Origin of the sequence: Companilactobacillus insicii, assembly GCF_003946015.1 — a bacterium.
In the GTDB taxonomy this organism is placed as follows: domain Bacteria; phylum Bacillota; class Bacilli; order Lactobacillales; family Lactobacillaceae; genus Companilactobacillus; species Companilactobacillus insicii.
Genome location: NZ_RHNU01000010.1, coordinates 41,784 through 67,358, shown reverse-complemented (window position 1 = coordinate 67,358; position 25,575 = coordinate 41,784). Strand labels below are relative to the sequence as shown.

Here is a 25,575-nt window from a genome sequence, read left to right as displayed (position 1 = left end):
CGGTTACGAAATATTTCATCTGCCATGTGGACCAGCTCGAGCCAAGGTCTCGAGCTTCGACTTTAAGCTTTACTTCGTAAATCTTAAAGCTCGTCCTGTGGCTTTGCCACATTCACGGCTGATTAAATATTTGTAACCTCACGCTGATATTGATTTTTATATTAGTAAATTAGTCGAAGGTAAAAGTGAGGGTTCAGACCTTGGCTGAAGCCGGTCCCACAGCGGACAGATCACTTTTCACCGGAGACGGAAAAGGGACCCAACTTTACATACAAAGTTAGGTCCTTTTTTTTGTACAATTTTACATAAACCAATCACGAAAATGCTCCTTGATTGTCTTTTGTGTTTTCTTAAATAAATTAGAATTGTTTTCGTTGATTTCGTTGTACATACTGGAATTTATTTTGGTCAAAATATTTGTAAACTGATCTAATTCTTCGTCAGTTAATACATTTAAAAACTCCGGAATCTTTTGTGATTCTTTAGTTGCTGATTCACGACCGGCTTCAGTTAGTTTGATAATTGTCATTCGTCGATCAATTGTGGATTTCTCTTTTGTAACGAATCCCTTGCTGACAAGTTTATTTACGAATTCGGCGGTAGATTGAGCCGATAGATCAAGTTTTGTAGCTAATTCCTTTTGTGAAATTCCATCTTCCTGTGACAGTGCTATTAATATTTTACCTTGTCCTTGGAATTGGAAACGACGTTCACCTTGATCGGGATTTCTATGATACATGTTGTCTACTGTGTGGCGTACTATACCAAACTCCATGAGTTTGCTAGCGGCGTTCTTTTGTTTTATCAAATTAGGCATGTTTTTAACCTCCAAATATTATTATACTGATTGTTTTTTAAAAAGATAGTCAGGTAACCTGAATAAAATCCTTGCAATTTTAATCAGGGACCCTTACAATGAAAATCAATCAGGTAACCTGATTAAATTTAAAGCTAACGAGGTAATAGATAATGAATGCAGTTAATGCTATTGAAGTTAATCATTTAACAAAAAAATTTGGAAATAAAACCGTAGTTGATAATATATCTTTCAATGTTAAACGAGGTGAGGTATTTGGATTACTAGGACCTAATGGAGCTGGTAAAACTACTACATTACGGATGATTACTACATTATTAAAAATAGATAGTGGAAATGTAAGCATCTTTGGTCATGACGCAGCCAAAGAGGGAAGACTAGCGAGATCAATGTTTGGCTTGACCGGTCAGTATGCATCGGTTGATGAAGATATTTCTGCTAGGGAAAATTTGATGATATTTTCGAGATTGAATGGTTTATCAAGAGCTGCATCAAAGCAGCGTACACAGGAATTGTTGGAAGAATTTTCGTTAGTTAATTCGGCTGATAAACCCCTTAAAGATTTTTCTGGTGGGATGCGCCGCAGACTAGATTTAGCAGTAAGTTTAATCACTCGACCAGCTTTGATTTTTTTGGACGAACCAACCACTGGTTTGGATCCAAGAACAAGAACTCAAATGTGGGATACAATCAGAAGATTAGTTGAACAGGGCTCTACAATCGTACTTACAACACAGTATTTGGATGAAGCAGATGAGCTAGCGGATAGAATTGCTGTGATAGATCATGGAAAACTAGTAAAAATTGGGACTCCGGAAGAACTAAAAAAACAAATCGGTGGCACCAAGTTGAATTTTACTATCGATCAGGTTTCTCAAAGAACTTTAGCTGAAAAATTAATAGTAAATCAGCTTGGACAATCAGTAAGTTGTACGGGTCCAAACTTGAGTACTAGCTTAAGTAGTATTAGTCAGTTAGCACCACTTTTGGAGACATTACAACATTCTCAAATAAGTATAGGTAATTTAACAGTGCAAGAACCATCTTTGGATGATGTATTTATGAATTTAACAGTAGGTAAAAATTAGGAAAGAAGATATTAATTATGGAAGTACAAACACATCGTGGAAATATAGTTATGAATACTGCAACAATGGCATATCGCAATCTTTTAAAAACAATTCATAATCCTGATCAATTCATGGATGTAATAGTCCAACCGATTATGTTTATGTTAATGTTCGGATATTTATTTGGTGGTGCTATTTCGGGAAATGTTAAGAGTTATTTGCCCACTATTGTTCCTGGAATATTGATTCAAACAATGTTGTCAGCTGCATCTGGTTCGGGTTCGCAGATTAGAGAGGATTTAGACTCTGGTGTTTTTGATCGATTCAAATCATTACCTATGGCTCACATTGCACCATTGGCAGGTCAACTTTTCGCTGATATTTTAAGATTAGTAATTGCAACCATTACTTCTTTGACGGCTGGCTATATTATGGGATGGAGACCTGTTGCTGGATTCGGATGGGTAGTTGTAAGTGGATTACTAGCAATATTTACTGGTTGGGCTATTTCATGGATCTTTGCTTTATTAGGACTTTTAGCCAAAAGTGCATCCTCAGTTCAAAGCTTTTCTTTAATGATCATGCTAACTTTAACATTCTTATCAAATGCCTTTATTCCTGTAAGCACATTGTCTAAAACTATGAAGTTCATCGTATATATGAATCCGATCACTTATGTAATTACAGCGGTTAGACAAATCCTTGCAACTGGTAGTTGGACACACGAAGCAGTGTTAGTATTGATTTTTGGAATTGGTATTGTAGCCGTTTTTGCTCCATTAACAGTTTGGGCTTATAACCGTAATAATTAAAAATGTTATACATTAATTACAATTCAATGTGTATAAAAAGGTTTGCTATAAGGAAGTAATTATATCCTTATAGCAAACCTTTTTAAATTGTATTAGTGCCAAACAACTATTCCTAAAAGAATAATAAAAATATGCCAAAACTATCTTTGACTGGATACTTTGTGAGGACTTACACTTGCATTAAATAAGTTGAATATTGTATACAATATTCAACATCCAATTTATAAAATTATATGGGAGTGATATCATGCATGCTTTAGAAAAAATATTAGCAAAGAATAGTGGACTAAAATCAGTCAGTGCTGGACAAATAGTTACAGCTGATATTGATTTTGCCGAAATTAATGATTTGTACTTACAAACAGTCTATTCATTTTATGAAATGGGCGGTAAAAAGGTCTGGGACAATACTAAGGCTGCCTTTGTATTTGATCATTACGCTCCAGCACCCGATGAAAAAAGTGCTCAGAATCACAAAGAAATGCGTGAATTTGCTGAGAAAAATAATTTGAAATATCATTTTGATACTAATTGTGGTGTTTGTCATCAAGTTATGCCTGAAGCTGGTTTAGCATATCCAGGTATGATTTTAGTCGCAACTGATAGTCATACTACAACTCATGGAGCTTTTGGTGCTTTTGGAACAGGTGTTGGTGCTACTGATATGGCCACGATTCTTTTGACTGGAAAATTATGGTTCCGTGTTCCTGAAATAATTGAAGTTCGTTTAAATGGTGAGGCGCCTGAGGGTGTGTACCCGAAAGATGTTGTGTTGAATGTTTTGGGAAAACTAAAGGCTGACGGCGCCGTATATAAGGCAATTGATTTCACAGGAAGTTATGTGGAGCAATTAGGTGTTCCAGGAAGGATGACTATTTGTAATATGGCTGTTGAGATGGGTGCTAAAACGGCATATATGCAACCTAATCAAAAAGTTTTAGATTATGTTTCAGCAAGAGCTGTAAAACCTTATGAAATTCAATATACTGACGATGATTTTGAATATGAGGAATCTCATATATTTGATGTATCTCAAATGGAGCCAACACTCTCATGTCCAAATAGTGTAGATAATGTTCATAATTTAACTAATGTAATTGAAAACAATGATGTTGAAATTGATCAAGGATATATTGGTAGTTGCACTGGCGGAAGATTTGAAGATATAGAGGTTGCAGCAAAAATCCTTAAGGGTAAACGTATTCCAAAATATAAGAGACTTGACGTTGTTCCAGCATCTGCAGAAGTAATGCAGAAATGTATTAAAGCAGGTTATATTCAAGATTTGATAAAGGCAGGAGCAACTATTGCTGCACCTGGTTGCGCAGCCTGTTTAGGTATTCATGAAGGAATTCTGGCATCAGGTGAAGTTTGCATTAGTAGTACAAATCGTAATTTTCCTGGACGTATGGGTTCTGTTGAAGCTGAAATATATTTGGCTAGTCCAGCAGCTGTTGCAGCAAGTATTCTAAATGGGAAAATTACTGATCCACGTAAATATGTTAGTGAAATAAGCATTGCATATTAAGGAGGAATGATTTTGAAAACAGAAATAGAAGGTAAAATAATAGTTCTTGGAAATAATATTGATACTGATCAAATATATCCGGCACCATATCTTGCTTTGACTGATCCAGAAGAAATAGGTAGCCACTGTTTAGAAGGATTAGATAAAAATATTTCGAAAAATTTTCCTCAAGGTGGAATTGTGGTAGCTGGTACTAACTTTGGATGTGGATCTAGTAGAGAACATGCCGCAATCACTTTGATTCATATGGGAGCAAGTGCAGTTATTGCTGATTCTTTTGCAAGAATTTTTTATCGTAATGCTGTTAATCTGTCATTAACACCCGTCATTTGTAAGGGAATAAGTAAGCATGTTAAAGATGGTGAAACTTTGAAGATAGATTTGGAAAAGGGAATAATCCTTGATAAGGATACAGGTGAAGAATTCAAGTCTGAAAAGATAACTGGACAACCATTAAAAATTTTATCTGCGGGTGGTATTAAAAAATATATGATCAATAAGTTGGCTACAGAGCAATCTAAATAATTCTACAAATTAATAGAATAGGAGGACAGCCTAATGACTTCCTTACAGCATGTAGATTATAAAAAATTTATAGTACCTGTAGTAGTCGGATTGACTATCTGGTTTATGGCACCGTTAAGGCCGGAGGCATTGTCAAGCTCTGCCTGGCATATGTTTGCACTGTTTGTCGCGGTAATAATTGGTTGTATTACACAACCATTGCCAATAGGTGGCGTAGCAATAATTGGCTTTGTTATTGGTGTTTTAACGAAAACCATTTCAATGGATAATGCAATTTCTGGATTTGGCAATAATAGTATTTGGTTAATTGCTATGGCATTCTTTATATCTAGAGGATTTATCAAAACGGGTTTAGGTAAGAGAATTGCTTTACATTTTGTTAGTCTATTTGGAAAAAGGACATTGGCTCTTGCGTATTCGATTATTGGTGTTGATTTGATACTTGCACCTGCAACGCCAAGCAATACTGCACGATCAGGTGGGATTATTTATCCGATAATACAATCACTTGCTAATGCATTTGATTCAACGCCAAAAAAAGGAACCCAAAGAAAAATAGGTTCCTTCCTAATGTTTGCAGAATTTCATGGTGTTATTATTACTTCTGCTATGTTTTTAACAGCCATGTCAGGTAATCCTTTGGCACAGGCATTTGCTAAAAATCAAAATATTTCTATCACTTGGATGAATTGGTTCTTAGCGGCACTAATCCCAGGTTTAATTTCTTTGATTTTGATTCCATTTATAATATATAAAATGTATCCACCAGAAATTAAAGAAACTCCTAATGCGCGTGAGTGGGCTGACATTGAACTAAATAAAGTAGGGAAAGTAACATTACCTGAAAAAATAATGGCAAGTGTCTTCGTGATATCTTTAATTCTTTGGATAACTGGAAGTATTACAGGAATCGATGCAACACTTACGGCATTTATTGCAATTGCACTATTATTACTATCAGGCGTCTTGACTTGGTCAGATGTTACTCATGAAAGTGGCGCATGGAATACTTTTTTCTGGTTTTCGATTATGGTAATGATGGCTACACAATTGAATTCGCTAGGATTCATTCCTTGGTTAAGTAAGCAAGTTTCGTCGTCATTACATGGTTTTAATTGGGTTGTGATATTAATTGTTTTAATTCTAGTGTATTTTTATTCCCATTACTTATTTGCAAGTGCCGTTGCACACGTGAGTGCAATGTATGCAGCGTTATTGGGTGTAGCCATTTCGACAGGCGTACCACCATTATTAGCAGCGCTAATGCTTGGATTTTTTGGAAATTTATTTGGTTCTACTACACACTATTCTATGGGACCCGCTCCAATTTATGCAGGATCAGGATATATAACTCAATCAGAATGGTGGAAGATGAATTTTGTTTTAGGAATTGTTTATTTAATAATTTGGATTGGTGTAGGTTCCGTTTGGATGAAATTAATAGATATGTGGTAAAAATTAATTATTTTGATTATCAAAGTTATCTATTAAGTTATTCATGCTGCGTTCCAAGTGTTTCTTCATAATATTACTTGCTTTATTAGCATCGCCGTTTTGAATAGCAGTGAGTAGATGAATATGTTCATCTAATGATTTTAAATGGTGTTCAATAGCAGGATAGACGTTATTAGTACTAGAACCATTCCAAAGTTCCTCACACAACTGAAACAATTTCTGATTGTCGGATGCTTTCCAAATTGATCTATGTATATCTTGATTCACTTGGACATAGTCTTCAATTTTTGCTGATTCAGGATGGTTTTGTAATTCTTTTTCCTGTTCCAACAAATTTGAAACATCCATACGGTTGTTAACGGCACGTTTAACGGCTTCGCATTCTAAAAGAATTCGAACCTCAAAATGATCAATTATGAATTTTTTATCAATGGATTTTACTATTGCGCCTTTATTCATTCGTAGTGTAATCAATCCTTCAGATGAAAGTTGTTGAAATGCCTCTCTCACAGGGGTACGACTAACACCTAGTTGATTTGATATTTTTGTTAGACTTAGTTCCTCTTCCCCACTGTATTCTCCACTTAAAATAGCTTTTCTTAATAGTGAAGCAACACGAGTACTTGTTGGCATTTGTTTTATAGGTTCCATTTGACTCGTCCTATTCTGTATATTATGTTAATTAAAAGCTAGCATAGTGATCTTTTGATGTCAAAGCAACTGCAGGTTATTAATAAACAATCATTTAGTTTTTTTATAAATCATATTGACATTAACTAAATGACTGTTTATTATAAGTACATGCGAAAGATAGATGAGAATAAAAAAGACAGAATCAAGCAAGCTATTTTTGAAATAGTCGATGAAGAAGGTATTCCAGCATTGTCATTTGGAAAAATTGCTAAGCGAGCTAATGTTAGTTCGGGAACGCCTTATGTTTATTACAAAGATAAAGTCGATATGCTGTCTAAGATTTATGTAGAAGTAAAAGAAATGATTGATGAAAATGTAGCAGGTGACATAGCTAAGGGCGATACAATAGATGAGAAATTGTTCTTAGGTATAAATCATTTTGCTAAACAAATCGTGAAACATCCGTTAGAAGCTATATTCATGCAGGCGCTGCAATCAAATTCGGAATTGATTACTCTGAATGCTGTCCAATGTGGTAATGAATTAACGAAGCCATTGATGGATTTGTTTCAAGAAGCATCAGATAAAGATTGTTTGAAAACCGTCAATATTGAATATATTAATTGTCTGCTTTTCGCACCATTTATTATGATGATGCAACAATACCGAGCAGAAAAAAAAGAAATTGATTTAGATGCAGTAGAAGACATCATTCATTTATCAGTAGAAGGAATTTTAAAAAATCGATAGTTATCGATTTTTTATTTAAAGTTTAATTAAATAAATATTTAGTCATTAAAGGAGAAAACTTTATGTCAATGTACAGTAGAAAGAGAAAATTTAAAGCAACGTCAGAACAGATTTGGGACAAAATAACTAATCCTAAGGATTATTCTTGGCGTTCAAATGTACCGAAGGTAACGATAAAAAATGATCGACAATATAGTGAAATAAACTCCCAAACGAATTCTACGGAAACATACACTTTGGTAACCCAGACTAAAAATGAAAGTCGTGCTTTGGATATTGATCATATAGATGGAACCGGTAGAAGAACTTTTGAACTTTATCATGAAGATGAAAATACGACGACTTTAAAAATTACGGAAGAATTTGACGCAAAAAATAAATTCTTTCAATTTTCAATTAATCGCTTCTTCAAAAAGCAATTAAGTATCTATTTAGATGATTTAGACAGAGCATTAGCTTAGTCGGTGTAATTCTATAAGGGAGGTGATGTTGTAATAATACTATTGGAAAACTAATCAAAAAAATAATTAATTTTGTTTTTTTTCAGATTTACTGATTTCATAATAAAAAACTTAGACGAATTAACGCATACTAATGAATCAGTTAAATTAAGTAATGAACTTTAGAAAGCAAAAATATGTGTATTCACTGGCAAGCAAGTGAGGACTGTTTGTCGATGAATAATCAAAAAAATGAGATTGTGGTTAAATTTTCCACAATCTCATTTTTTATTTGAATCGATTACGATATTTCAATGCAACATTTACCAAACTAAGTAGTACTGGAACCTCAACTAAAGGTCCGATGACTGCGGTGAATGCTTCTCCAGAGCTAATCCCAAAGACACTAACAGCAACAGCAATGGCAAGCTCGAAGTTATTACTTGCGGCGGTTAGTGATAGGGATGCTGCAATAGGGTAGCTCGTCCCGCGATGATGAGCCATTCCAAATGATATAAAGAACATTATTAGAAAATATAATAGAAGAGGAATAGCAACTCTAATAACGTCTAATGGTAATTGAACCACTTTTTCACCTTTAACAGAGAACATTACTATTATAGTGAAGATCAGTGCCCAAAAGGTTATTCGACTTATTTTGGGAACATATGTGTTCTCGAACCAATTTTTTCCTTTGAAGTGTATTAATAAATATCTTGAAGTTATTCCAGCTACAAAAGGAATTCCTAAGTAAATCATGACACTTTTTGCGATGGAGGTCATGGGAACACTAACTGCATGTGTTTGTAGTCCCAACCATCCTGGGATTATTGTTATAAACAAATATGCGAAGAACGAATAAAATATAATTTGAAATATTGCGTTAAATGCTACTAATCCGGCAGTGTATTCACCATCAGCTTGAGCTAGCTCACTCCAAACAATAACCATAGCGATACAACGTGCCAGACCAATCATTATTAAGCCTGTCATATAACTAGGATAGTTGTGAAGGAAGATCACGGCGAGGGCAAACATTACTATTGGACCAAGAACCCAGTTTTGGAATAATGATATTCCTAAGGTTTTCCAGTCTTTAAATACATGTCCCATTTCTTCATATTTAACTTTTGTAAGTGGTGGATACATCATCAAGATTAAGCCAATAGCAATAGGAATTGAAGTGGTTCCGATCGATAAATTATTTATAACATCAGCTGTATCGGGCCAAAGATATCCGATTGTTACCCCTATGACCATTGCTAAAATAATCCACCAAGTCATATATCGATCGAAGATCGATAGTTTTTTACTAGTTTTTTCCAAAATAAATCCCCCCTTATAACATATAGAAAATTATCTATCTATTCGGCAAAAAATAAATTAGTCTTTTTCGTAGTCACAGACACATTCAAAATCACTGGACAATAATTGCTTAGTGTTTTCGAAGAATCCAGCCGCGAACTCTTTATTCAATGAGTAGTGTTTCCATTTTCCCTCTCGGTAGCTAATTACGATGCCAGCATCTTCCAAAACTTTCATGTGATGGGATAGAGTTGGCTGAGTAAAGTCGAAGTGATCTAATAAATCACAGGCACACAGAGTTTTATCGGAAATCAATTCAATAATCTTGAGTCTGTTTTCATCAGATAAGGCTTTTAAAGAGTTTACATAATTTTTATAATTCATTTTTCACCTCATATAGATATTAATCTATGTATAGTGTAACATTAACTTAATCAATTTTTATTGTCAAAATACATTGGTAGTCGTGATTTAGTTGTGACATAATCTTTAAGCTTTAAATGATTTTTGATGGGAGATGATGTCTTGGGAAAAGGCAGAATAGTGATTATTACCGGATCTCCAGCCACGGGTAAGAGTACTGTTTCGGATATATTGGCAGGAAATTCTGAGTTATTGAAATCAGTACACTTGTTAACTGATGATTTCTATCACTATATAAAAAAGGGGTATGTTGCTCCATTTTTGCCGGAGGCTAAATCTCAAAATGAAGTGGTTATCGATGCTTTTCTAGAAACTGCCAAATCATTTTCTGATGGCGGATATGAAGTTATTGTTGATGGTATCGTTGGCCCGTGGTTCTTAGATCCTTGGAAGAAATTGGTTCAACAAGGATATGAGGTACACTATATTATTTTGAGGGCAAATAGAGATGTGACTATGAAACGTGCAATTGGTCGTGCTAAATTGGATGAAGATACTAATATTAAACTCGTTGAGACGATGTGGGAACAATTTGCCAATGTAGGTGAGTACGAGAATAATGTTATTGATTCTACGCAACAATCAAGTGGCGAAACGGCTCGTGAAATTAGATTTCATATTGCGAAAAAGGATTTTATCATTTAAATTTCAAATCAAAAAACGCTCATTCATGAATGGATTGGGCGTTTTTTGATAACTATTCTTAATTTTCATTGTGTAGATTGTTCTGTATTATATTTCCGACTTCGGATGAAAGTGATTAGCCTGCTGTCTCATCACTTTCATCCTCCGTCTAATTTGTATAATAATTGTAGTAAGTATAGCTTCTTGATTAAGAATTATGTTAGCTGGAGGTGGAGAGAATTTTACCAGCCGTGAGTGTGGCGAAAGCCACAGGACGAGCTTTGAAATTTGCGAACTATGCAAAGTTCAAAGTCGAGGTGAGAGACCATGGCTCGAACCGGTCCCCACGGCAGGTAAAATATCTCGGAACCGGCAATAGAAACACTACTTCTCAGGTTGAATCAAAGAATTATCGTTAGTACCAAACCACTTCTTATTGATTTTTTGTAGTTTACCATCATTAGCAAGCTGCTGTAGTGCTGAATCAATTTTACGTTTCAAAGTTTTATCACCTTTACGCATACCAACGGCGAAATCCTCACCGTCAAATCCACCTACAGTAGTTTGATATGATGCAGGATTCTTTTCGTGTTGAATGTAATATCCAGAATAAACGCTATCGATTAACATACCTTGAATTCTTCCGGCTTCTAGATCCATGAAGGCGTTGTTGAAAGAATCATACATAACCGGTGTCTTATCTTTAATATAGTTTTTCAACATTGCAGGTTTTTCATCTAATAAACTAGCACCAGATGAACTAGTTTGAACCCCGAGTGTTTTGCCCTTCATACCGGCAAAACTATTAATGTTTTCACTCTTCTTTGTAACCAATACTTGTCTGTTAGCCATGTATGGGCGTGAAAAGGCTATTTGTTTCAATCGTTCAGGTGTAATCGTATAGCCATTCCAGATTAGATCAATCGTACGATTACGTAATTCAGTTTCTTTCATATTCCAATCAATTGGTTGGAAGTCAGCTTCAATTCCGTATTGCTTAAAAACAGCTTTAGCTAGATCGATATCATAACCAACTAATTTACCATTTTTTTCACGAAATCCCATTGGTACAAATGTATCATCAAGGCCGATGATAACTCTTTTACGTTTTTTTATAGTTGCCCAAGTATCGGCGGTATTAGCCTCTTGAGCGACTGACTTCTTGTCTCCACAACCACTCAAGCTAAGTATCATAACAAAACAGGCTAGGAGGGTAATGAGTTTGATGATTTTTTTATTCATAATATTAATCCCCCTTCTGATTATTTATTAGCGATTGGTTTAACTTCTAGTAATTGATCAGCAATTTTTTTAGCAAATTCAGGATCATGGGTAATTACTATTTGTGTGATTCCAGTTTTTTTCAAATTAAGAATAACTTCAGCAACTGCATCGCGAAGACTTGGATCTAGTGCAGATGTTGGTTCGTCATAGCAGAGAATTTTTGGTTGCATTGCCAATGCTCTAGCGATTGCAACACGTTGTTTTTGACCACCTGATAATTCAAACGGATATTGTTTAGCCAAGTCAGTTAGTTCTAGCTGCTTGAGAATTTTTTCAGCGTTTTGCTTAGCTGTATTTTTGTCTTGTTTCAAAACCATCATAGGAGCTAGTGTGATGTTTTCAAGAACTGATAGGTGAGGGAAGAGATTGAAATCTTGAAATACAACGCCAACGACACGTTCTTTGGATGATTCGTCAGCAGGATCAAAAGGTTTATCGTTCAATAAGAAAGATCCAGAATCTACGGTTTCTAGTCCAGCAATACAACGTAGGAGCGTTGTTTTACCAGCTCCGGAAGGTCCGACGATACTTAAGATCGAATTATCTTTAACTTCAAGATTGAGATTATTTAAAATTGTTTTTCCGTCAAAACTCTTGGTGATATTTTTTAGTTTGAGCATATGTATTTTCCTCCACTATCTGAATTAGTCTCTGTAATAGCTAAAGCGTTTTTCTAATAATCTTAATATCCATGTACATACCAGTGTTAGAAGTAGGTAGATAATACCAACTAAGACTAATGGTACTAATGTGACATCACGCGAGCTTGCAATATTTCCGGCACGTAGTAAGTCACCTAGTCCAATTACGTATACTAATGATGAATCTTTAACTAGATTGATTACTTCATTACCAATGGATGGTAATACGATTTTTACAACTTGAGGTACAACAATTTTTCTAATTGTTTGGAAGTAACTTAGTCCTAATACCTTTGCGCCTTCGAATTGCCCATCACTGATTGCTCCAAAGCCTCCACGGAATATTTCTGCGAAGTAAGCCGTGTAGTTTAGTATGAAGGCAAATAATGCGGCATCATATCTTTCAAAAACAATATGTGCGAATGGCATATTTGGTAAGCCGTAGAATACGAAGATCAATTGCAAAAGTAATGGAGTTCCTCGCATGACCCAAATATAAAATGATATTAACCAACTCAGTGGTTTGAATTTGGAGTTTCTGCCTAACGAAACTAGGATTCCTAATGGAAGTGAACAAATCAAAGTCCAAAAGAAAATTTTCAATGTCATGACTGTCCCGCTTAAGAGCGATGGTAAGATTTCAAAAATATAATTCATAATTATTTCCTCCCCTATATAAACCTACAAAAAAATCCTCTTAGCAAAAAATGCTAAGAGGACGATTGATCGTGGTACCACCTCTGATTCGTTAGTATTTCACAATACTAACCTCAGAAAGTTATCCAATAATGTGGTATAAAAAAAGCCCTCATAGTCAAAAGACTAAGAGGGCGAATTTCGCGGTACCACCTCTGATTTCTAATACCTCACGATATTAGACTCAAAAAGTTATTGCATAACTTAAGTGGTAACGGAACTACCGAAATAACTTACTAGGATTTCAGTTATTCAACTTACAGATGTGTTTCGTTTACTAAGTGGATTGACTTGCACCACCGTCAACTCTCTGAACCAACTAAGTAAATTACTCTTCTGTCGTCGTTTTTTGTATGTGTTTAAATGTTGTGACAATAATATAGCCAAAATTATCGGTTGTCAAGAATTAATTTGTGCTAAATTAATTGACTTACGTTATAGCTTACGTTATATTATTTGTACGATGATATTATACGTCGTATAGTATTGATAGTTCGTATAATATTAAGAAATGAGGAGATAATATGGCTATTCAAGCATCAACTGAGATTCTTGAAGGATCTGTCCTCGCTTTATTGACTCGAGAGGATTACTACGGATATGCGATAACTCGTGAAGTTCAGAAGGTATTTCCAATTTCTGAATCAACTATGTATCCAATTCTTAGACGGTTAAAAAAAGAAGGCTGGTTAGAAACATATGATCAAGCTTATGAAGGCAGAAATAGACGTTATTACAAGATTACTGAATTAGGAACTAAGGAATTAATGCGAATACGTGAGAATTGGCGGGAATTAAAAAAAGCTACAGATGCTATATTGGAGGGAAACGATGGAAACTAAAGCTGTTGAATCATACATCAATGAGTTTGAAGTTTATTTAAATCAATTAGATGACGACGAACGCAAAGATGTTTTGGAATTTTATCGAGAATTTATTATAGATGCTAATTTAGATACATCAGATAAGATTATTAACGAGTTGGGCACGCCAAAACATCTAGCTAGAAAAGTTCTGACTGATTATTCAATCAAAATGTCAGAGGAGAATTACCAAAATGTTGACGATGGAAACATTCCGACAGAACAAAAGGCTAAGAAAAATGTACGCATGATTTGGCTTATTATTTTAGGGTTATTTGCGACTCCAATTGCCATTCCGGTTGCAATTATACTGGTACTTTTATTAGCTTCATTTGTGGCAATGGCTGTTATTTGTATTTTGTTATTTGTCTTCTTGGTAGCTCTATCAGTTATTTTAGGAGTCGGGGCCATATTTATGGGATTGGCCGTTGTTACTCAATCAGTAGCGACAACATTATTCTATGTTGGTGGTGGTCTATTGGTTCTTGGAGTAGATTTCTTCTTAATTCCATTAATAATTGCTATTTTTAAATGGGTCTTCCAATTAGTAGTTGTCTTCTTCCGTTGGGTCGGTAAGAAATTATTGTACGGAAGAAAAACACCTAGTAAAGGAGGTCAAAGATAATGCGTAAATATTTTGTCATAGGTTTTTATTTAATCATCATTGGTGGTCTCCTTTTAGGTGGTGGCCTAGTTATGGGAGCAGAAAAAACTGTTTTATGGGATCATGGTTTTAAGATTTCTAAACAAATAGACAAGACTGAATCAGTTAAGAAGTTTGATAAGATCAAGGTTGATAGTGATGCGTATAGCGTAAATATCGAAACAGGTGATAGATATAAGGTTCACATTGTTGGAGATAAGTTACGTACTAGTGATTATTACGTGTCAGATGGTACGTTACATATTAGTGGAAATGCATCTGGTAAATACAGTGATATTATTTCCGGATATAAAAATCCAAGAATTACTGTTACGATGCCAATGGGTTCGACTCTAAAAGAATTGAACCTCAATATGAACCAGTTAGGCATGGATGTTAATGGTGTGAAAATAGATAATTTGTTAATATCAAATGGTTCAAACGGTAGTCTTAATTTTATCGACTCTGAAATTAAGAATGCTAAAAATATTGAATTAGATTCGAGTTTTCTAGAATTTCAACGATCAGATATTGAAAACTTTGAGTTGAAGAATTCAGCCAATTCTAATATTCAGATGTCTGAAAGCAATATAAAAAATTCAATCATTCATACGAATAATGTTCAATTAGATGCTTATAAGAGTGTGCTTGAAAACTTAACCTTTGCTACTAGAAACGGTCATGTTGGAATCAATCAATCAACCGTTAAAGGTAAGAATACTTTCAATCTAAAGAACGGTAGTTTTTCAGCCAAAGGTGTTAATGTAGAAGGATTGGATTTGTCCACGATTAATGGCAATGTAGCTTACTATGGTCAAGGACAAGGTAAGAGTTATCAGAACAATTCCGACTCTGAGAATTTGTTAAGAGTTGTAACTGTAAATGGTTCAATTGAGGTCGGCGGTAACTAGTAGAAACTCACAATCGATATGTTATAATATTCGTTACTGTGAGGGATTTTAATGAATAATAATAATCGTGTTACTTCCTTAGAGATTAGAAGGACAGCACACAAAACATTTTTCAAAGATATCAAAGGTAATATTGCATTAAATATTTTTCCGATTTTAATGCGATTAGTTGCAATGTACTTTGGGACACAGATTTATAATTCATGGCTAGCACAATTAGGCGTTAGTATGAGTAATCCTGAAGAGGCTAGTAAGAAGTTAACAGCTATTACGCAGCAGATGGCAACTGATCCTAGTACTGCCACTAAATATGCACTTAGTTTGACTCCTGGTAGTAATGTGATCGTGTATGCATTTATGTTTTTCTTCGTCTTGGTTTGTGCAGGTGTAGGTTATACGATGGTTAACAAAATGCGCAATCCTGATTATGAAGTTAATGCGTTCAAGGATAGCTTGCAAGTATTCAGCGGTCGTTATTTCTTCCCAGTATTGTTTATCACAGCATTAATGGGTATTTTCGTTGAAGCGGGCTTGGCATTTTATCTTATCCCTGGTATTTGGTTCTTTCTGATGTTCAGTCAAAGTTTTTATGTATTCAAAGATGATGTGGATAAGACTGGTAAGTGGTCATTACGAATGGCATTCGCAAGTTTTAGTCGAAGTGCTCGTGTTATTCGAGGACATAAAACTATGTTGCTATTCATCTGCATTGAATTCTTCTTGTGGGAAATCGTCAATCTTATGACACATGAAATCTTGTCTATATGGTTGCATCCATATGAACAGTTAACTTTGGCAGCATTTTATACCAAGATATCTGAGTTAGATAAGGCGCAAAGTGGACAGGCAGCAGCTTAAATATAAATTTCAAAACACACTTAAAGGTGTGTTTTTTTGTTATTAAAATTAATTATTTTAAATATTCATTGACTATGTCATGATAAATAACTAAAGTGAAAAGGTTATATTACAAAGTTAAAAATAGACAACTTTATAATTAGGGTTTGTTGAGTTAAAATATCATTAGGTATAAATATTTTTATTAATATTATTTTTATATGAAATAAGTGAGGCTTCAGAGGGGAGAAAACTGACATTATGAGATTACGTAAATTAGTAATGATAGGATTGGTTTCTTTAGGATTATTTGGATTAGCATCACTTGTGAATTCATCTGATGTAAGTGCCGCTTCAAATGTTGCAATTGATGGTCAATTTTCCGATTGGAAAGATGCAAGCTTAACTGAGGGTTATAACGGGTATACAGCCATGAAGAGTGATGGCCAATATGTAGATGTCTACGTGAAGATGAAGTATGCTGCTGTCCCAGGCCATGGAGATTATATTTTTAATATAGATGGTAAGCAATATCACGCTTGGTTCCCTGATACGAGTAGTGATCAACCAAAGCAGATCAGTATAACCGGTGGATCTGATTCTGACGGAACACAATACGGAACTATTGGTACGGGATATGTTTCTAAAGAAGATGAACATAACGTTGGCGAATTTAGAATTGATTTAAGTAAGTTCAATCTCCCTAATTCCGATGTTGGCAAGCAGATTTCGATGACTAACCCTAATATTGGTAGTGATGCGGTAAGTTCAACAGTAGATTCTATTGGTAGTGGTGCTACAACCACTGGTGTAATTGCTGACAAAGGCGATAAGAGTCAGAAAGGCGATACACCTACTGATGCCAATGCGAATAATGCCAATGATAATTTGAATATCAATATTGACGGTAAGTATTTAGACTGGAAGAACATGAAACTAACCGAAGGTTATAACGGATATACGGCTATGGTTAGTGATGGTAACCATGTTTATGTTTACGTGAAGATGAAGTATGGTAATATTCCTGGTTATGGTGATTACAACTTTGATATCGGTGGCAAAAAGATCTATGTTTGGTCAAAGGATGATATGAATGTAGGTTCAGGTGAAACTAAGGAAGTTAGCTTTACAGCTGGAGACTACAATGAAGGTCATCAATATGGAACTGTGGGTAACGGTTATATTACTAATGATGGCAAGAATAATGTCGGTGAGTTCAAAATTGATCTAACTAAGTTGAACTTATCTAACATGTCTGGTCAAACAATTACTATGTACAATCCTAATATTGGTAATGATAAAGTTACAACTGCTGGCGGTTCAACAGGTCCAATTCTTATTTCTGGAGCTGGAGCCTTAGTAGCAATTTTTGGTTACGTTAAACTTAAGAAAGCTGGATACTTGGGTCATAATGAACAACGTATCTCTGGTAAGTAGTTTGATTAATATATTTAATAAAATAAATAATAGGACTGATGTTAAATGAATGTATACATCATACTAGGAATTGTAGTGTGGCTATATGTTTTGTCAGTGCTAAAGCGAGCCCGGCTATCAGCTTTCTTCTTTATAGTTGGTAGTGCGGGGCTTTTCTTTATTCTCACAGCTATCAGTAAACCTTACTGGGTTTGGTTTTTTACACATGCAGTTATTCATGGTGTTGATCTTTTTAGTAAGATAACTTCGTGGAGTGCGGTTATGCTGAAAACTGGATTGGTTTACATTACAAATAACGGTAATCCCGTAGTTATGTCAATTGACTATGAGTGTTCAGGAATTATTGAAACCTGTGCTTTTATATCATTAGTAGTTTTCTTTCCAATGTATAAACGTAAAGAAAAAGTGTTCTACAGTATTTTTGGGATACTCTTTATTTATTTAAGTAATGTTTTGCGATTGATTGTAGTTATATCAATTGTTCATTTTGCTGGTGGTCAATCATTCTTTTTAGCTCACTCAGTTATTGGTCGTTTGGTCTTTTATGTACTAGTTATTGCACTGTATTACAATGTTTTCACGTATTCTCAATTAGCACGTGGAATTTATCGAGAGTTCATAGATTGGAGGAGCCGTAAAGAGTGATGTACTGGATCAATTTAGCATTAACCAGAATGGGTTTCTGGATCACATGGGCGCTTATTCCAATTGTAGTTGAAATAATTCCTGCAATTATTTCAACTATTAAATTGATGCACATGCACTTGCATGAGAAAAAGTTAGTTCCACCAGGTAAATGGCCATATGTTTCTATTATTGTCCCAGTTTATAATTCTGAAGATACACTGTTTGATTGTATAAGATCAATCAATAATCAGACATATCCTAAAGATGCAATGCAAATAGTTTTGGCTAACAATCAAAGTACTGATGATAGTTTCGGAGCTTATGCTAAAGCTCAGAATACTTTCCCAGAACTTATTTTGAGGTATGTTAATACTGATAACGGCAAAGCTAAAGCTCTAAATACTGCTATTTATGAAAGTATCGGAACATATGTTATTAATATCGATAGTGATGGTATACTAGAGCCTCATGCCGTAGAGAATATGGTCTTGAGATTTGAGAACGATATGAGTATCGCTGCTATGACGGGAGCAATTTTACCAAAAGAAGAACTTGTTCAGGGTGTGAAGGGATTTTGGCATCGTATCCTAGCTAAGAATGAATATTACGAATATGCTCAAGCATTCTTGTCTGGTCGAACAATTGAGTCTTCTCGAGACCAGTTATTTACAATGTCAGGTGCTTTTTCAGCATTTAGACGTGAAGTGTTGATGGAAACTTTCTTATATGATATCGATACGATTGGTGAAGATACTGATATGACTTTTCAGATTCGAACGCGATTGGGAAAAAAAGTAGTGATTTGTGCGGATGCAATTTTTTATGTTGAACCTATCTCTGGATTTTCGGAATTATATACGCAACGTCAGCGATGGCAGCGTGGTGAGATGGAGGTTACACATAATTACATGTCGCAAACGGCAGGCTTGAATCGTTTCTTCAAAAACTTTTTGGTGCGTCGGATGATTATTGATCATACATTTAGTTTTCCAAGAATGATTTGGTTCTTTGCTAGTTTTGTTTTGATAGCGTTTGGATATTCTGCATTGATATTGGTTTTATCTTATTTATTAATTTATGTCTTATATACTTTTGTAGGTGTAATTAATTATTTAAGTGTGGGTATTTTGCTACGAAAGTATCCTAAAGAACAAAGTTATTATTTACATCTTTGGTGGGTAACATTTACTTTGCCAATCTATATGTTTATTTGTTCGTGGATTCGTTTAATTGGAATTGTCAACGGCATGACAACCAAAGCCACTTGGAAATTACGTGGAATTCATACCGAAATGCACCAACTTAAATATGTTGTTCGCGATGATATCAAGACTATTCGGGAGCAACGTCGTAAAGATAAGGAAGGAAAATAATTAATGGTAAAACAACGTTCATATAAGATTAAATCGTATGTTAACGCTAGTCATGCGGTTCGTTGGAAGTCAGGTACTGGTAAGAAACACAACCATACTTGGGAGATAACTTGTGAACTACATGCCTATGAAGGAATGGTATCGTTTTTTGATATTGAAAAATCTTTACACAGAGCTATTGATGCACTATCAGGTAAATATCTTAATGATTTGCCTGAATTTAAAGTAATTAATCCAACTGTTGAAAATGTAACAGAATATCTTTTCAATGAGATTGATGCTATTTTAAGATCCAATGGTGCTATGTTAATGAGAATTGAAGTAAGTGATTCACCAACTAGAGCTTATTGTATTGATGTAACGGAACGTCAATTACCAACAGAATCAGAAATTAAAAATCAGGAAGAATCAGATGCGTAGATTTTATAATTTTAGTCATACAGTTATTAATGTTTTTTGGAGAGTCTTGTTCTTTTTGACTCTCTTTTTTGCGTTAATATCACCAAATATTATTATCGGTGATAATGATACTTTTGGTACAAGTACTACCATGGTAACGACTATTCTCGTAATTGCTATTGTTGTGATTTTGGTTATGAATTATGCTTATCCTCGAATTCACGAGTGGCTATTTGATATTTTGATCACCCATCAAATATTAACAGCTGGTATAATGCTAATTTTAGTGGTTATTGCACAAGTATTATTTGTCACTTATGTTCATCCGGAAGCCGGATTTGATGCCGGTGCTTTACATTACGCGGCGATTAGCGCTGAAAATGCTAAAGAACCTAATATGACAGCATATTATAGTCTTTATCCAAATAACTTGTTGACGACATTGTTCATGCACTGGTTAACGGAAATAAGTGGACTGACTTCATGGCAGTTTTTTGATTATGTTACTTTGGTTTTAGTAGACTTGTCAGCAACATTTAATTTACTAAGTGTAGCTATTGTTAAGAGAAAATTATTAGGTACTGCTATGTATATTCATTGTGCATGGCTAGCACTATTTCCAAGCATTATTATGCCCTATACTGATGCCTGGGTATTGCCGTTCGTGTCGTTATTTTTGCTTTGTTATTTCATTATGAAGAAGTTAGCTTCTTCTAATACACTAATTAATCAAATATTCTTTGCTTTATCCGCAATAGGCTTCGGCGTGAGCGTAGTGTTGACGTATTTTGTTAAGCCATCAGCAATTGTTCCAGTCATCGCTATTGTGATTATTGAACTTTTATCTTGGCTTGTTCAAAAAAAACACTTTACTATGCACAAAGTTATTTTGACACTAGCAATGTTAACACTAGTTGGCGGTAGTGCGGGATTAACTTATAAGGTCGCTAATAACAAAACGCAGAATCAAACTTACATTAATATAGACAAATCATTAGCAATTCCACCTATTCATTTTATGGCAATGGGGGTTTATGGAGAAGGTGGCTACGATACTAAGCAAGCAGTTGAAATGTCTATTCTAAGAACTAAAAAAGAAAAGACAAGTTATTCGATTAAAATGTTGACTAAACGTTTAAAAAAACTTGGTCCGTTTGGTTATATTAAGTTTTTAATAATGAAACAACGTAATAATACTGCCGATGGAACTTTTGCTTGGTTAAAGGAAGGGCATTTCTTCCGTGAGAATCAAAAACCTAGTAATAAAGGTATCAGTAATAAAATAAAAAACTACGTTTTCTTATATGGACGGCATATAGCTGATTTCAGATTTGCAGCGCAATTGTGGTGGATAACCTTGTTAATTATTATTGCCTTAGGATTTGGACCACGTAGTGACTTAATCCAATTATTGAGATTATCTTTGGTTGGTGGTTTTATGTTCTTACTATTATTTGAAGGTGGTCGTAGTCGTTATTTGATTCAATATTTACCTTGTATATTACTATTAGGTACATTTTCGTTTGAACGCACTGTTGCAAATATTAAGCGACTTTTTGGATGGTATGAGTTCAAAGTGGATGAATCTGAAAATGTCATCGAAAATAAATAAAATTATAAGAGGGTACCCAATCTTGATGAGATAGGTATTCTTTTTTTATTTTATTCTGACTCGATTATTTTTTTGGTAAGCGTTATCATGAATTCGTATTAAAAACTGGAGGTATGGCGATGTCAAATTATAGTGAGAAATTAGATTCCATTCATAAGAATTATGGATTGGTTACAGAGATGTCAGGTGAACCTGGAAAAGACTTCTTGAGTTTGCACGTTTCAGCTTTAAAAGATGGTGTACTATCACATAAGGAAAAGGAATTAATGTGCTTGTGTGTAGCTATTTCAATTCGCTGTGAGGGTTGTATTCTAGATCATTTGAATAATGCTATTGAAGCTGGTGCAACGAAGGAAGAAATCACAGAGACTGTTAATACTGCTTTAGTTATGAGTGGCGGCCCAGCATATGTGTATGGCGGAACTGCACTTGAAGCTATGAATGAATTATTTGACAAGAAGAAGTAAAAAAAAAGACAGCCATCGGCTGTCTTTTAACGTTCTTCGACGAAAATATAATCAATGGCTTTGGCACCAATTGTAAGTTTAGATCCGTCTTGTTTTTCAACAACCAGTGAGTTGTCGAACTTTTCGTGCTTAATTATTTTGATTGTATCATCTATTTTCATGTTCAAGCTACCGAAGTATTGTAAGAAGTCATAATTATCTGAGATACGTACAATTTGAACTGTATCTCCATCAGGAATCATGCTTAGTAGTTTATCGTCGGCATCAGTTTCTCCTTGACCATTGCCAGGAATAATTCCACCGTGTGGACAACGTTGGGGATGTCCTAAGAAATCATTTAAGTGATCCATTAAATCCTTGTCGGAAGAATGCTCCAATGCATCCGCATGGTTGTGCACATTATCGACCGGATAATTAAGACATTGATTCAAGAATACTTCCCATAATCTATGTGTCTTGACCAACTTTTCTGAGATGTGATTTCCCTTTGGTGTGAGAGTTATTTTGTTGTAAGGTGAGTGCGTCAAGTAGCCGTCAGCGGCTAGAGAATTTAGCATTTCTGTTACAGATGGTGCGCTGACATTCATGATTTCCGCAATACGTTTATTGGTTATTTTTGTGAAGTCATAATTCAGTTCGTATATAGTCTTAAGATAATTTTCTTTGTTAGGAGACAATTTTTTGACCTTTCGTTTAGACTAAAAAACATTATTAGTTATATTAACATTATAACGCATTTAATTAAAACTTGAGGATCAATAATGTTAAAATAAGTAGTATATATAATTGTGAGAGGGAGTATTTGTATGAATTATTCCAAACGACGTTTTGATTGGTTTGGTTTTATTATAGGGTTAGTATCACTGTACGCAGGATATTTAGTTTTATGGTATCCATTGAATAGTCTATCTACCGTGGCTACAATTTTTGGTGTATTTGTTATTTTACGTGGAATCTATCAACTATGGTTCGGTTCCCAGATGACAAAGTATCTTGGTGTTCGTAGCGGTTGGACAATTTTTGCATCTATTTTGGACATTATTATTGGTATTATTTTCATCGCTAATTTGAATGTTGGTGTTATGGCAATCGTCTATATGTTTGCCATCTGGTTCTTTATGGATGCAGTTTTCCAATTAGTTACATCCAGATTTTACCATTTCTTCGGCAAGAAATATTACTTATTAATCGTTATACTAGCGATTATTAATCTAATTTTTGCTATTGTATTGTTATTCAATCCAGTACTAGCTGGAGGAATTATTGTCTTTCTGTTAGCATTTTTCTTCTTTGCTACAGGAGTTGCTGAAATAATCGAAGCATTTTAGTTTTATATATTTCATCTGTAATGTACCTTTGGTAAAATAATAGATGAAATTGCCATCTTAGCTCAGTTAGGTAGAGCATCACCATGGTAAGGTGGGGGTCGTCGGTTCAAGTCCGATAGATGGCTTATAAAGTAAATCATAGAATATCAATTTACATTAATGAATTCCACAAATGTTATTAAATTAGCATTTGTGGAATTTTTTTTTTCATTTTTTACGACAAAATTGCATTTGTGCAAAGTACTTTGCACAGGCGTGATTTTTATAGTCGTAAAAAAGGCTCTGTGCAAAATAATGGCTTACAAACGTTGATTTGATAGGTTCTTTGCACGTATGGCTGTTGAACTAAAAATATACCATGCTTATCAAATAGGATATGAAACTGATTGCTCTCTTTATCTTGTATGCTTTTCGGAAACTTATAGGTTTATTTTTGAAATTAATATCTTTCTATTATGATTCGCAGACTTTTTCGATATATCTGACAGATGAAAAATATGGTCAGCGGGGTAATTCATAATATTTTCAAAGTCAGCCACAATATTTAATCGCAGAGCAGGGTCGTAGTGAACTATCAATAAAATTACGACTTTTATGTTATATTGAGTTTATGAAAGAATATAGAATAATGTATAAAAAGAAAAAGTATCAAGGCGTAGTATATTGGACTTATAGAAGTGATGAAGAGTTCAAAATTTTATTTTGAGAGGTAGATAAAATGGAAAATATAAAAACTTCGAATATATATATAGATGAAATTATAAAGAAGAATAAAAAAGAAGCCTTAGATGTAATATTGGGACGGCCTAATGTAGTTGAAGCTCTTAAAAAATTGTCAGTTCAGTAAAAGTTGCAAAGTGTAGAATCTAAATAGAGTCATCATCAATTTGATTATTCAAGTTGGTGATGACTCTATTTATTTTCTCTCATATTTTTAATAATTGAATATACGCTCATAGAATATACTGTTCCAATCTAAACTATTTTTTCAAGAAAGCAAGCACGTTCTTCGTATTTGGTTTCATTCTTCCTGCTATGAATGAAATTATGATTGCAATAGCAGAAAACAAAAATTCCCATATCGACCATTTAAAGACTAGTGTTAAAACCAACATAATAAGAACTGCAATTAACAAGACTCCATCTCTAGGACCTAATTTTATATATGAATACATCATCATATGTCACTTCCTTTATTGAATTAACTCAACTAGGATTTATTGTGGATGTATAATTTGTAGGTAGATTCAACGAAATCTTGGGAACTGTGCGTATATCTCAGATAGGAAGAAGTCTAGGAATGATTTAACATTCATTTAAATCCTAAGAATAGTATAGCTCTGTTTTTTTTTTTTTTGAAAGCCTTTTCACACAAATGCAAGGTCGCTTTACTTTTTCAATATGTCTTCAATATCTTTATAGCTATGAGCTTCGAAAGTAGGCTTAAATTCAAAGGTATTTGCATTATTGTTAGGATTAAACCAAATATTTTTAAGTCCCGCTTTACGCGAACCAAGAATATCGGACTTTAAGCTATCACCAATCATAATTGCATTATTAGTTGATAAATCGTGATATTTTTTAAAAATTGGAGAAAAGAATCGTATATCTGGTTTGTTAAATCCAATATCGTCGGAAATGAAATAGTGATCGAAGTACTTGTCTAATCCAGATCCAGTAAGACGGTCTACTTGTGTTTTTTTAACACCATTGGTACCTACTAATAAGATTAACCCCATATTTTTTAGAACTTGTAATAGTTGTTCCGCACCGTCTATTGTGTAGAAATTATGATTAAGCATACTTCGGTATTTCTTCTCAATTTCTTTACCATCGACGGTAAGACCAAGTTTAGAAAAAGTTAGTGAGAATCGAGTATCCAATAATTTTTGACTTGGTACGCCTTTTTCAATCTGTTCCCAAACGTGTTTGTTTATGGATAAATAAGTTTGAAGTCCCTGATCTATGTCTTGTATGCCTTGTTGTTCTAAAATTTTATGAATTCCTTCGATTTCACCTCTATGAAAATCTAATAGGGTGTCGTCTAAATCAAAGATGATGTATTTGAACATTAT

Annotated in this window: 30 protein-coding genes, 1 tRNA gene and 1 other annotated feature; of the genes, 21 read left to right on the top strand and 10 right to left on the bottom strand. The window is 34.3% G+C overall.

The annotated features are described in order from the left end of the window. Positions 1-301: 301 nt before the first annotated feature. Positions 302-817, bottom strand: a complete 516-nt coding sequence (locus EKM79_RS04780; protein ID WP_125566422.1) for a MarR family winged helix-turn-helix transcriptional regulator — start codon at positions 815-817, stop codon at positions 302-304. A 152-nt stretch (positions 818-969) separates the two neighbouring features. Here EKM79_RS04780 and EKM79_RS04775 point away from each other — a divergent pair, with 152 nt between their 5' ends. The 5 genes from EKM79_RS04775 (at position 970) to EKM79_RS04755 (ending at position 6,207) form a co-directional block, all read left to right on the top strand. Beyond that, positions 970-1,905: an ATP-binding cassette domain-containing protein gene (locus EKM79_RS04775; RefSeq protein WP_125566420.1), complete on the top strand. Its 936-nt coding sequence runs from the start codon at positions 970-972 to the stop codon at positions 1,903-1,905. A 17-nt stretch (positions 1,906-1,922) separates the two neighbouring features. After that, positions 1,923-2,699 (top strand): ABC transporter permease, encoded by a 777-nt coding sequence (locus tag EKM79_RS04770; protein ID WP_125566418.1) that lies wholly within the window; start codon positions 1,923-1,925, stop codon positions 2,697-2,699. Positions 2,700-2,946: 247 nt separating this feature from the next. Then, the gene (locus EKM79_RS04765) at positions 2,947-4,227 is read left to right on the top strand and encodes a 3-isopropylmalate dehydratase large subunit (protein ID WP_125566416.1); all 1,281 of its coding nucleotides are present in this window, start codon (positions 2,947-2,949) and stop codon (positions 4,225-4,227) included. A 12-nt stretch (positions 4,228-4,239) separates the two neighbouring features. Continuing rightward, positions 4,240-4,752, top strand: a complete 513-nt coding sequence (locus EKM79_RS04760; RefSeq protein WP_125566414.1) for a LeuD/DmdB family oxidoreductase small subunit — start codon at positions 4,240-4,242, stop codon at positions 4,750-4,752. A gap of 33 nt (positions 4,753-4,785) precedes the next feature. Continuing rightward, positions 4,786-6,207: an anion permease gene (locus EKM79_RS04755; protein ID WP_125566412.1), complete on the top strand. Its 1,422-nt coding sequence runs from the start codon at positions 4,786-4,788 to the stop codon at positions 6,205-6,207. A gap of 3 nt (positions 6,208-6,210) precedes the next feature. On the opposite strand, the gene EKM79_RS04750 is transcribed toward EKM79_RS04755, so the two are convergent. Further along, positions 6,211-6,858, bottom strand: coding sequence for a GntR family transcriptional regulator (locus tag EKM79_RS04750; RefSeq protein ID WP_125566410.1), 648 nt, complete (start codon positions 6,856-6,858; stop codon positions 6,211-6,213). 129 nt (positions 6,859-6,987) lie between these two features. Between EKM79_RS04750 and EKM79_RS04745 the strand changes: the two genes are divergently transcribed. Together EKM79_RS04745 and EKM79_RS04740 are read left to right on the top strand one after the other, a co-directional pair. Further along, positions 6,988-7,590, top strand: a complete 603-nt coding sequence (locus tag EKM79_RS04745) for a TetR/AcrR family transcriptional regulator (RefSeq protein ID WP_125566408.1) — start codon at positions 6,988-6,990, stop codon at positions 7,588-7,590. Between the two features lie 62 nt (positions 7,591-7,652). Then, positions 7,653-8,051 (top strand): SRPBCC family protein, encoded by a 399-nt coding sequence (locus EKM79_RS04740; RefSeq protein WP_125566406.1) that lies wholly within the window; start codon positions 7,653-7,655, stop codon positions 8,049-8,051. Positions 8,052-8,318: 267 nt separating this feature from the next. On the opposite strand, the gene arsB is transcribed toward EKM79_RS04740, so the two are convergent. Beyond that, the gene (arsB, locus tag EKM79_RS04735) at positions 8,319-9,356 is read right to left on the bottom strand and encodes an ACR3 family arsenite efflux transporter (protein ID WP_125566404.1); all 1,038 of its coding nucleotides are present in this window, start codon (positions 9,354-9,356) and stop codon (positions 8,319-8,321) included. A gap of 57 nt (positions 9,357-9,413) precedes the next feature. Beyond that, positions 9,414-9,719, bottom strand: a complete 306-nt coding sequence (locus EKM79_RS04730) for an ArsR/SmtB family transcription factor (RefSeq protein WP_125566402.1) — start codon at positions 9,717-9,719, stop codon at positions 9,414-9,416. A gap of 141 nt (positions 9,720-9,860) precedes the next feature. Between EKM79_RS04730 and EKM79_RS04725 the strand changes: the two genes are divergently transcribed. Further along, complete coding sequence (locus tag EKM79_RS04725) at positions 9,861-10,403, top strand: P-loop nucleotide/nucleoside kinase family protein (protein ID WP_125566400.1); 543 nt, start codon at positions 9,861-9,863, stop codon at positions 10,401-10,403. 363 nt (positions 10,404-10,766) lie between these two features. On the opposite strand, the gene EKM79_RS04720 is transcribed toward EKM79_RS04725, so the two are convergent. Genes EKM79_RS04720 through EKM79_RS04710 form a run of 3 tightly spaced genes read right to left on the bottom strand, consistent with a single transcriptional unit; the run spans position 10,767 to position 12,964 of the window. After that, a complete protein-coding gene (locus EKM79_RS04720; RefSeq protein WP_125566398.1) occupies positions 10,767-11,624 on the bottom strand; it encodes an amino acid ABC transporter substrate-binding protein in 858 nt (285 codons plus the stop codon). A gap of 20 nt (positions 11,625-11,644) precedes the next feature. Further along, entirely contained in the window at positions 11,645-12,286 is a 642-nt protein-coding gene (locus EKM79_RS04715; RefSeq protein ID WP_125566396.1) for an amino acid ABC transporter ATP-binding protein, read from the bottom strand. Between the two features lie 24 nt (positions 12,287-12,310). Beyond that, positions 12,311-12,964 (bottom strand): amino acid ABC transporter permease, encoded by a 654-nt coding sequence (locus tag EKM79_RS04710; RefSeq protein WP_125566394.1) that lies wholly within the window; start codon positions 12,962-12,964, stop codon positions 12,311-12,313. 166 nt (positions 12,965-13,130) lie between these two features. Then, positions 13,131-13,355: a binding site (T-box leader), on the bottom strand. Between the two features lie 172 nt (positions 13,356-13,527). Here EKM79_RS04710 and EKM79_RS04705 point away from each other — a divergent pair. The 10 genes from EKM79_RS04705 to EKM79_RS04660 all read left to right on the top strand — a co-directional run bounded on the left by EKM79_RS04705 (position 13,528) and on the right by EKM79_RS04660 (position 22,172). Continuing rightward, complete coding sequence (locus EKM79_RS04705) at positions 13,528-13,845, top strand: PadR family transcriptional regulator (protein ID WP_125566392.1); 318 nt, start codon at positions 13,528-13,530, stop codon at positions 13,843-13,845. Further along, complete coding sequence (locus tag EKM79_RS04700; RefSeq protein WP_125566390.1) at positions 13,835-14,491, top strand: DUF1700 domain-containing protein; 657 nt, start codon at positions 13,835-13,837, stop codon at positions 14,489-14,491. Before EKM79_RS04705 ends, EKM79_RS04700 begins: the two co-directional genes overlap by 11 nt. Then, positions 14,491-15,420, top strand: coding sequence for a DUF4097 family beta strand repeat-containing protein (locus tag EKM79_RS04695; RefSeq protein WP_125566388.1), 930 nt, complete (start codon positions 14,491-14,493; stop codon positions 15,418-15,420). The genes EKM79_RS04700 and EKM79_RS04695 overlap by 1 nt, the downstream gene beginning before the upstream one ends. Positions 15,421-15,471: 51 nt before the next feature. Then, positions 15,472-16,278 carry a DUF975 family protein gene (locus EKM79_RS04690; RefSeq protein ID WP_125566386.1) on the top strand — a complete coding sequence of 269 codons (807 nt, stop codon included), beginning with the start codon at positions 15,472-15,474 and terminating at the stop codon, positions 16,276-16,278. Between the two features lie 240 nt (positions 16,279-16,518). After that, positions 16,519-17,694 (top strand): Firmicu-CTERM sorting domain-containing protein, encoded by a 1,176-nt coding sequence (locus EKM79_RS04685; RefSeq protein ID WP_125566384.1) that lies wholly within the window; start codon positions 16,519-16,521, stop codon positions 17,692-17,694. Between the two features lie 45 nt (positions 17,695-17,739). Then, the gene (gene xrtG / locus EKM79_RS04680; RefSeq protein ID WP_125566382.1) at positions 17,740-18,339 is read left to right on the top strand and encodes an exosortase family protein XrtG; all 600 of its coding nucleotides are present in this window, start codon (positions 17,740-17,742) and stop codon (positions 18,337-18,339) included. Continuing rightward, positions 18,339-19,694, top strand: a complete 1,356-nt coding sequence (locus EKM79_RS04675) for a TIGR03111 family XrtG-associated glycosyltransferase (RefSeq protein WP_125566379.1) — start codon at positions 18,339-18,341, stop codon at positions 19,692-19,694. The genes xrtG and EKM79_RS04675 overlap by 1 nt, the downstream gene beginning before the upstream one ends. 3 nt (positions 19,695-19,697) lie before the next feature. Beyond that, a complete protein-coding gene (locus EKM79_RS04670; RefSeq protein ID WP_125566377.1) occupies positions 19,698-20,114 on the top strand; it encodes a 6-carboxytetrahydropterin synthase in 417 nt (138 codons plus the stop codon). Further along, entirely contained in the window at positions 20,107-21,705 is a 1,599-nt protein-coding gene (locus tag EKM79_RS04665) for a TIGR03766 family XrtG-associated glycosyltransferase (protein WP_125566375.1), read from the top strand. The genes EKM79_RS04670 and EKM79_RS04665 overlap by 8 nt, the downstream gene beginning before the upstream one ends. Before the next feature lie 119 nt (positions 21,706-21,824). After that, on the top strand, positions 21,825-22,172 hold the full coding sequence (locus tag EKM79_RS04660; RefSeq protein ID WP_125566373.1) for a carboxymuconolactone decarboxylase family protein: 348 nt from the start codon (positions 21,825-21,827) through the stop codon (positions 22,170-22,172). 26 nt (positions 22,173-22,198) lie between these two features. Here the strand turns inward: EKM79_RS04660 and EKM79_RS04655 are convergent, their stop codons facing one another. Continuing rightward, positions 22,199-22,849 (bottom strand): metal-dependent transcriptional regulator, encoded by a 651-nt coding sequence (locus EKM79_RS04655; RefSeq protein ID WP_125566371.1) that lies wholly within the window; start codon positions 22,847-22,849, stop codon positions 22,199-22,201. Positions 22,850-22,978: 129 nt separating this feature from the next. Between EKM79_RS04655 and EKM79_RS04650 the strand changes: the two genes are divergently transcribed. The 3 genes from EKM79_RS04650 (at position 22,979) to EKM79_RS12455 (ending at position 24,347) form a co-directional block, all read left to right on the top strand. Next, positions 22,979-23,500: an HdeD family acid-resistance protein gene (locus EKM79_RS04650; RefSeq protein ID WP_125566369.1), complete on the top strand. Its 522-nt coding sequence runs from the start codon at positions 22,979-22,981 to the stop codon at positions 23,498-23,500. Positions 23,501-23,551: 51 nt separating this feature from the next. Next, positions 23,552-23,625 (top strand) — tRNA-Thr (locus tag EKM79_RS04645). Between the two features lie 593 nt (positions 23,626-24,218). Then, a complete protein-coding gene (locus EKM79_RS12455; RefSeq protein ID WP_281273204.1) occupies positions 24,219-24,347 on the top strand; it encodes a hypothetical protein in 129 nt (42 codons plus the stop codon). Positions 24,348-24,480: 133 nt separating this feature from the next. Here the strand turns inward: EKM79_RS12455 and EKM79_RS04640 are convergent, their stop codons facing one another. Continuing rightward, on the bottom strand, positions 24,481-24,681 hold the full coding sequence (locus tag EKM79_RS04640; RefSeq protein ID WP_125566367.1) for a hypothetical protein: 201 nt from the start codon (positions 24,679-24,681) through the stop codon (positions 24,481-24,483). A gap of 207 nt (positions 24,682-24,888) precedes the next feature. After that, entirely contained in the window at positions 24,889-25,572 is a 684-nt protein-coding gene (locus EKM79_RS04635; RefSeq protein ID WP_125566365.1) for a YjjG family noncanonical pyrimidine nucleotidase, read from the bottom strand. Between the last annotated feature and the right edge of the window lie 3 nt (positions 25,573-25,575).

What these genes read in the sequence shown, in the direction of transcription:
- EKM79_RS04780 (WP_125566422.1), bottom strand. Translation starts at nt 817, where the DNA reads ATGCCTAATTTGATAAAACAAAAGAACGCCGCTAGCAAACTCATGGAG.
- EKM79_RS04775 (WP_125566420.1), top strand. Translation starts at nt 970, where the DNA reads ATGAATGCAGTTAATGCTATTGAAGTTAATCATTTAACAAAAAAATTT.
- EKM79_RS04770 (WP_125566418.1), top strand. Translation starts at nt 1,923, where the DNA reads ATGGAAGTACAAACACATCGTGGAAATATAGTTATGAATACTGCAACA.
- EKM79_RS04765 (WP_125566416.1), top strand. Translation starts at nt 2,947, where the DNA reads ATGCATGCTTTAGAAAAAATATTAGCAAAGAATAGTGGACTAAAATCA.
- EKM79_RS04755 (WP_125566412.1), top strand. Translation starts at nt 4,786, where the DNA reads ATGACTTCCTTACAGCATGTAGATTATAAAAAATTTATAGTACCTGTA.
- EKM79_RS04750 (WP_125566410.1), bottom strand. Translation starts at nt 6,858, where the DNA reads ATGGAACCTATAAAACAAATGCCAACAAGTACTCGTGTTGCTTCACTA.
- EKM79_RS04745 (WP_125566408.1), top strand. Translation starts at nt 6,988, where the DNA reads ATGACTGTTTATTATAAGTACATGCGAAAGATAGATGAGAATAAAAAA.
- EKM79_RS04740 (WP_125566406.1), top strand. Translation starts at nt 7,653, where the DNA reads ATGTCAATGTACAGTAGAAAGAGAAAATTTAAAGCAACGTCAGAACAG.
- EKM79_RS04730 (WP_125566402.1), bottom strand. Translation starts at nt 9,719, where the DNA reads ATGAATTATAAAAATTATGTAAACTCTTTAAAAGCCTTATCTGATGAA.
- EKM79_RS04720 (WP_125566398.1), bottom strand. Translation starts at nt 11,624, where the DNA reads ATGAATAAAAAAATCATCAAACTCATTACCCTCCTAGCCTGTTTTGTT.
- EKM79_RS04715 (WP_125566396.1), bottom strand. Translation starts at nt 12,286, where the DNA reads ATGCTCAAACTAAAAAATATCACCAAGAGTTTTGACGGAAAAACAATT.
- EKM79_RS04710 (WP_125566394.1), bottom strand. Translation starts at nt 12,964, where the DNA reads ATGAATTATATTTTTGAAATCTTACCATCGCTCTTAAGCGGGACAGTC.
- EKM79_RS04705 (WP_125566392.1), top strand. Translation starts at nt 13,528, where the DNA reads ATGGCTATTCAAGCATCAACTGAGATTCTTGAAGGATCTGTCCTCGCT.
- EKM79_RS04700 (WP_125566390.1), top strand. Translation starts at nt 13,835, where the DNA reads ATGGAAACTAAAGCTGTTGAATCATACATCAATGAGTTTGAAGTTTAT.
- EKM79_RS04695 (WP_125566388.1), top strand. Translation starts at nt 14,491, where the DNA reads ATGCGTAAATATTTTGTCATAGGTTTTTATTTAATCATCATTGGTGGT.
- EKM79_RS04690 (WP_125566386.1), top strand. Translation starts at nt 15,472, where the DNA reads ATGAATAATAATAATCGTGTTACTTCCTTAGAGATTAGAAGGACAGCA.
- EKM79_RS04685 (WP_125566384.1), top strand. Translation starts at nt 16,519, where the DNA reads ATGAGATTACGTAAATTAGTAATGATAGGATTGGTTTCTTTAGGATTA.
- xrtG (WP_125566382.1), top strand. Translation starts at nt 17,740, where the DNA reads ATGAATGTATACATCATACTAGGAATTGTAGTGTGGCTATATGTTTTG.
- EKM79_RS04675 (WP_125566379.1), top strand. Translation starts at nt 18,339, where the DNA reads ATGTACTGGATCAATTTAGCATTAACCAGAATGGGTTTCTGGATCACA.
- EKM79_RS04670 (WP_125566377.1), top strand. Translation starts at nt 19,698, where the DNA reads ATGGTAAAACAACGTTCATATAAGATTAAATCGTATGTTAACGCTAGT.
- EKM79_RS04665 (WP_125566375.1), top strand. Translation starts at nt 20,107, where the DNA reads ATGCGTAGATTTTATAATTTTAGTCATACAGTTATTAATGTTTTTTGG.
- EKM79_RS04660 (WP_125566373.1), top strand. Translation starts at nt 21,825, where the DNA reads ATGTCAAATTATAGTGAGAAATTAGATTCCATTCATAAGAATTATGGA.
- EKM79_RS04650 (WP_125566369.1), top strand. Translation starts at nt 22,979, where the DNA reads ATGAATTATTCCAAACGACGTTTTGATTGGTTTGGTTTTATTATAGGG.
- EKM79_RS12455 (WP_281273204.1), top strand. Translation starts at nt 24,219, where the DNA reads ATGGAAAATATAAAAACTTCGAATATATATATAGATGAAATTATAAAG.
- EKM79_RS04640 (WP_125566367.1), bottom strand. Translation starts at nt 24,681, where the DNA reads ATGATGATGTATTCATATATAAAATTAGGTCCTAGAGATGGAGTCTTG.
- EKM79_RS04635 (WP_125566365.1), bottom strand. Translation starts at nt 25,572, where the DNA reads ATGTTCAAATACATCATCTTTGATTTAGACGACACCCTATTAGATTTT.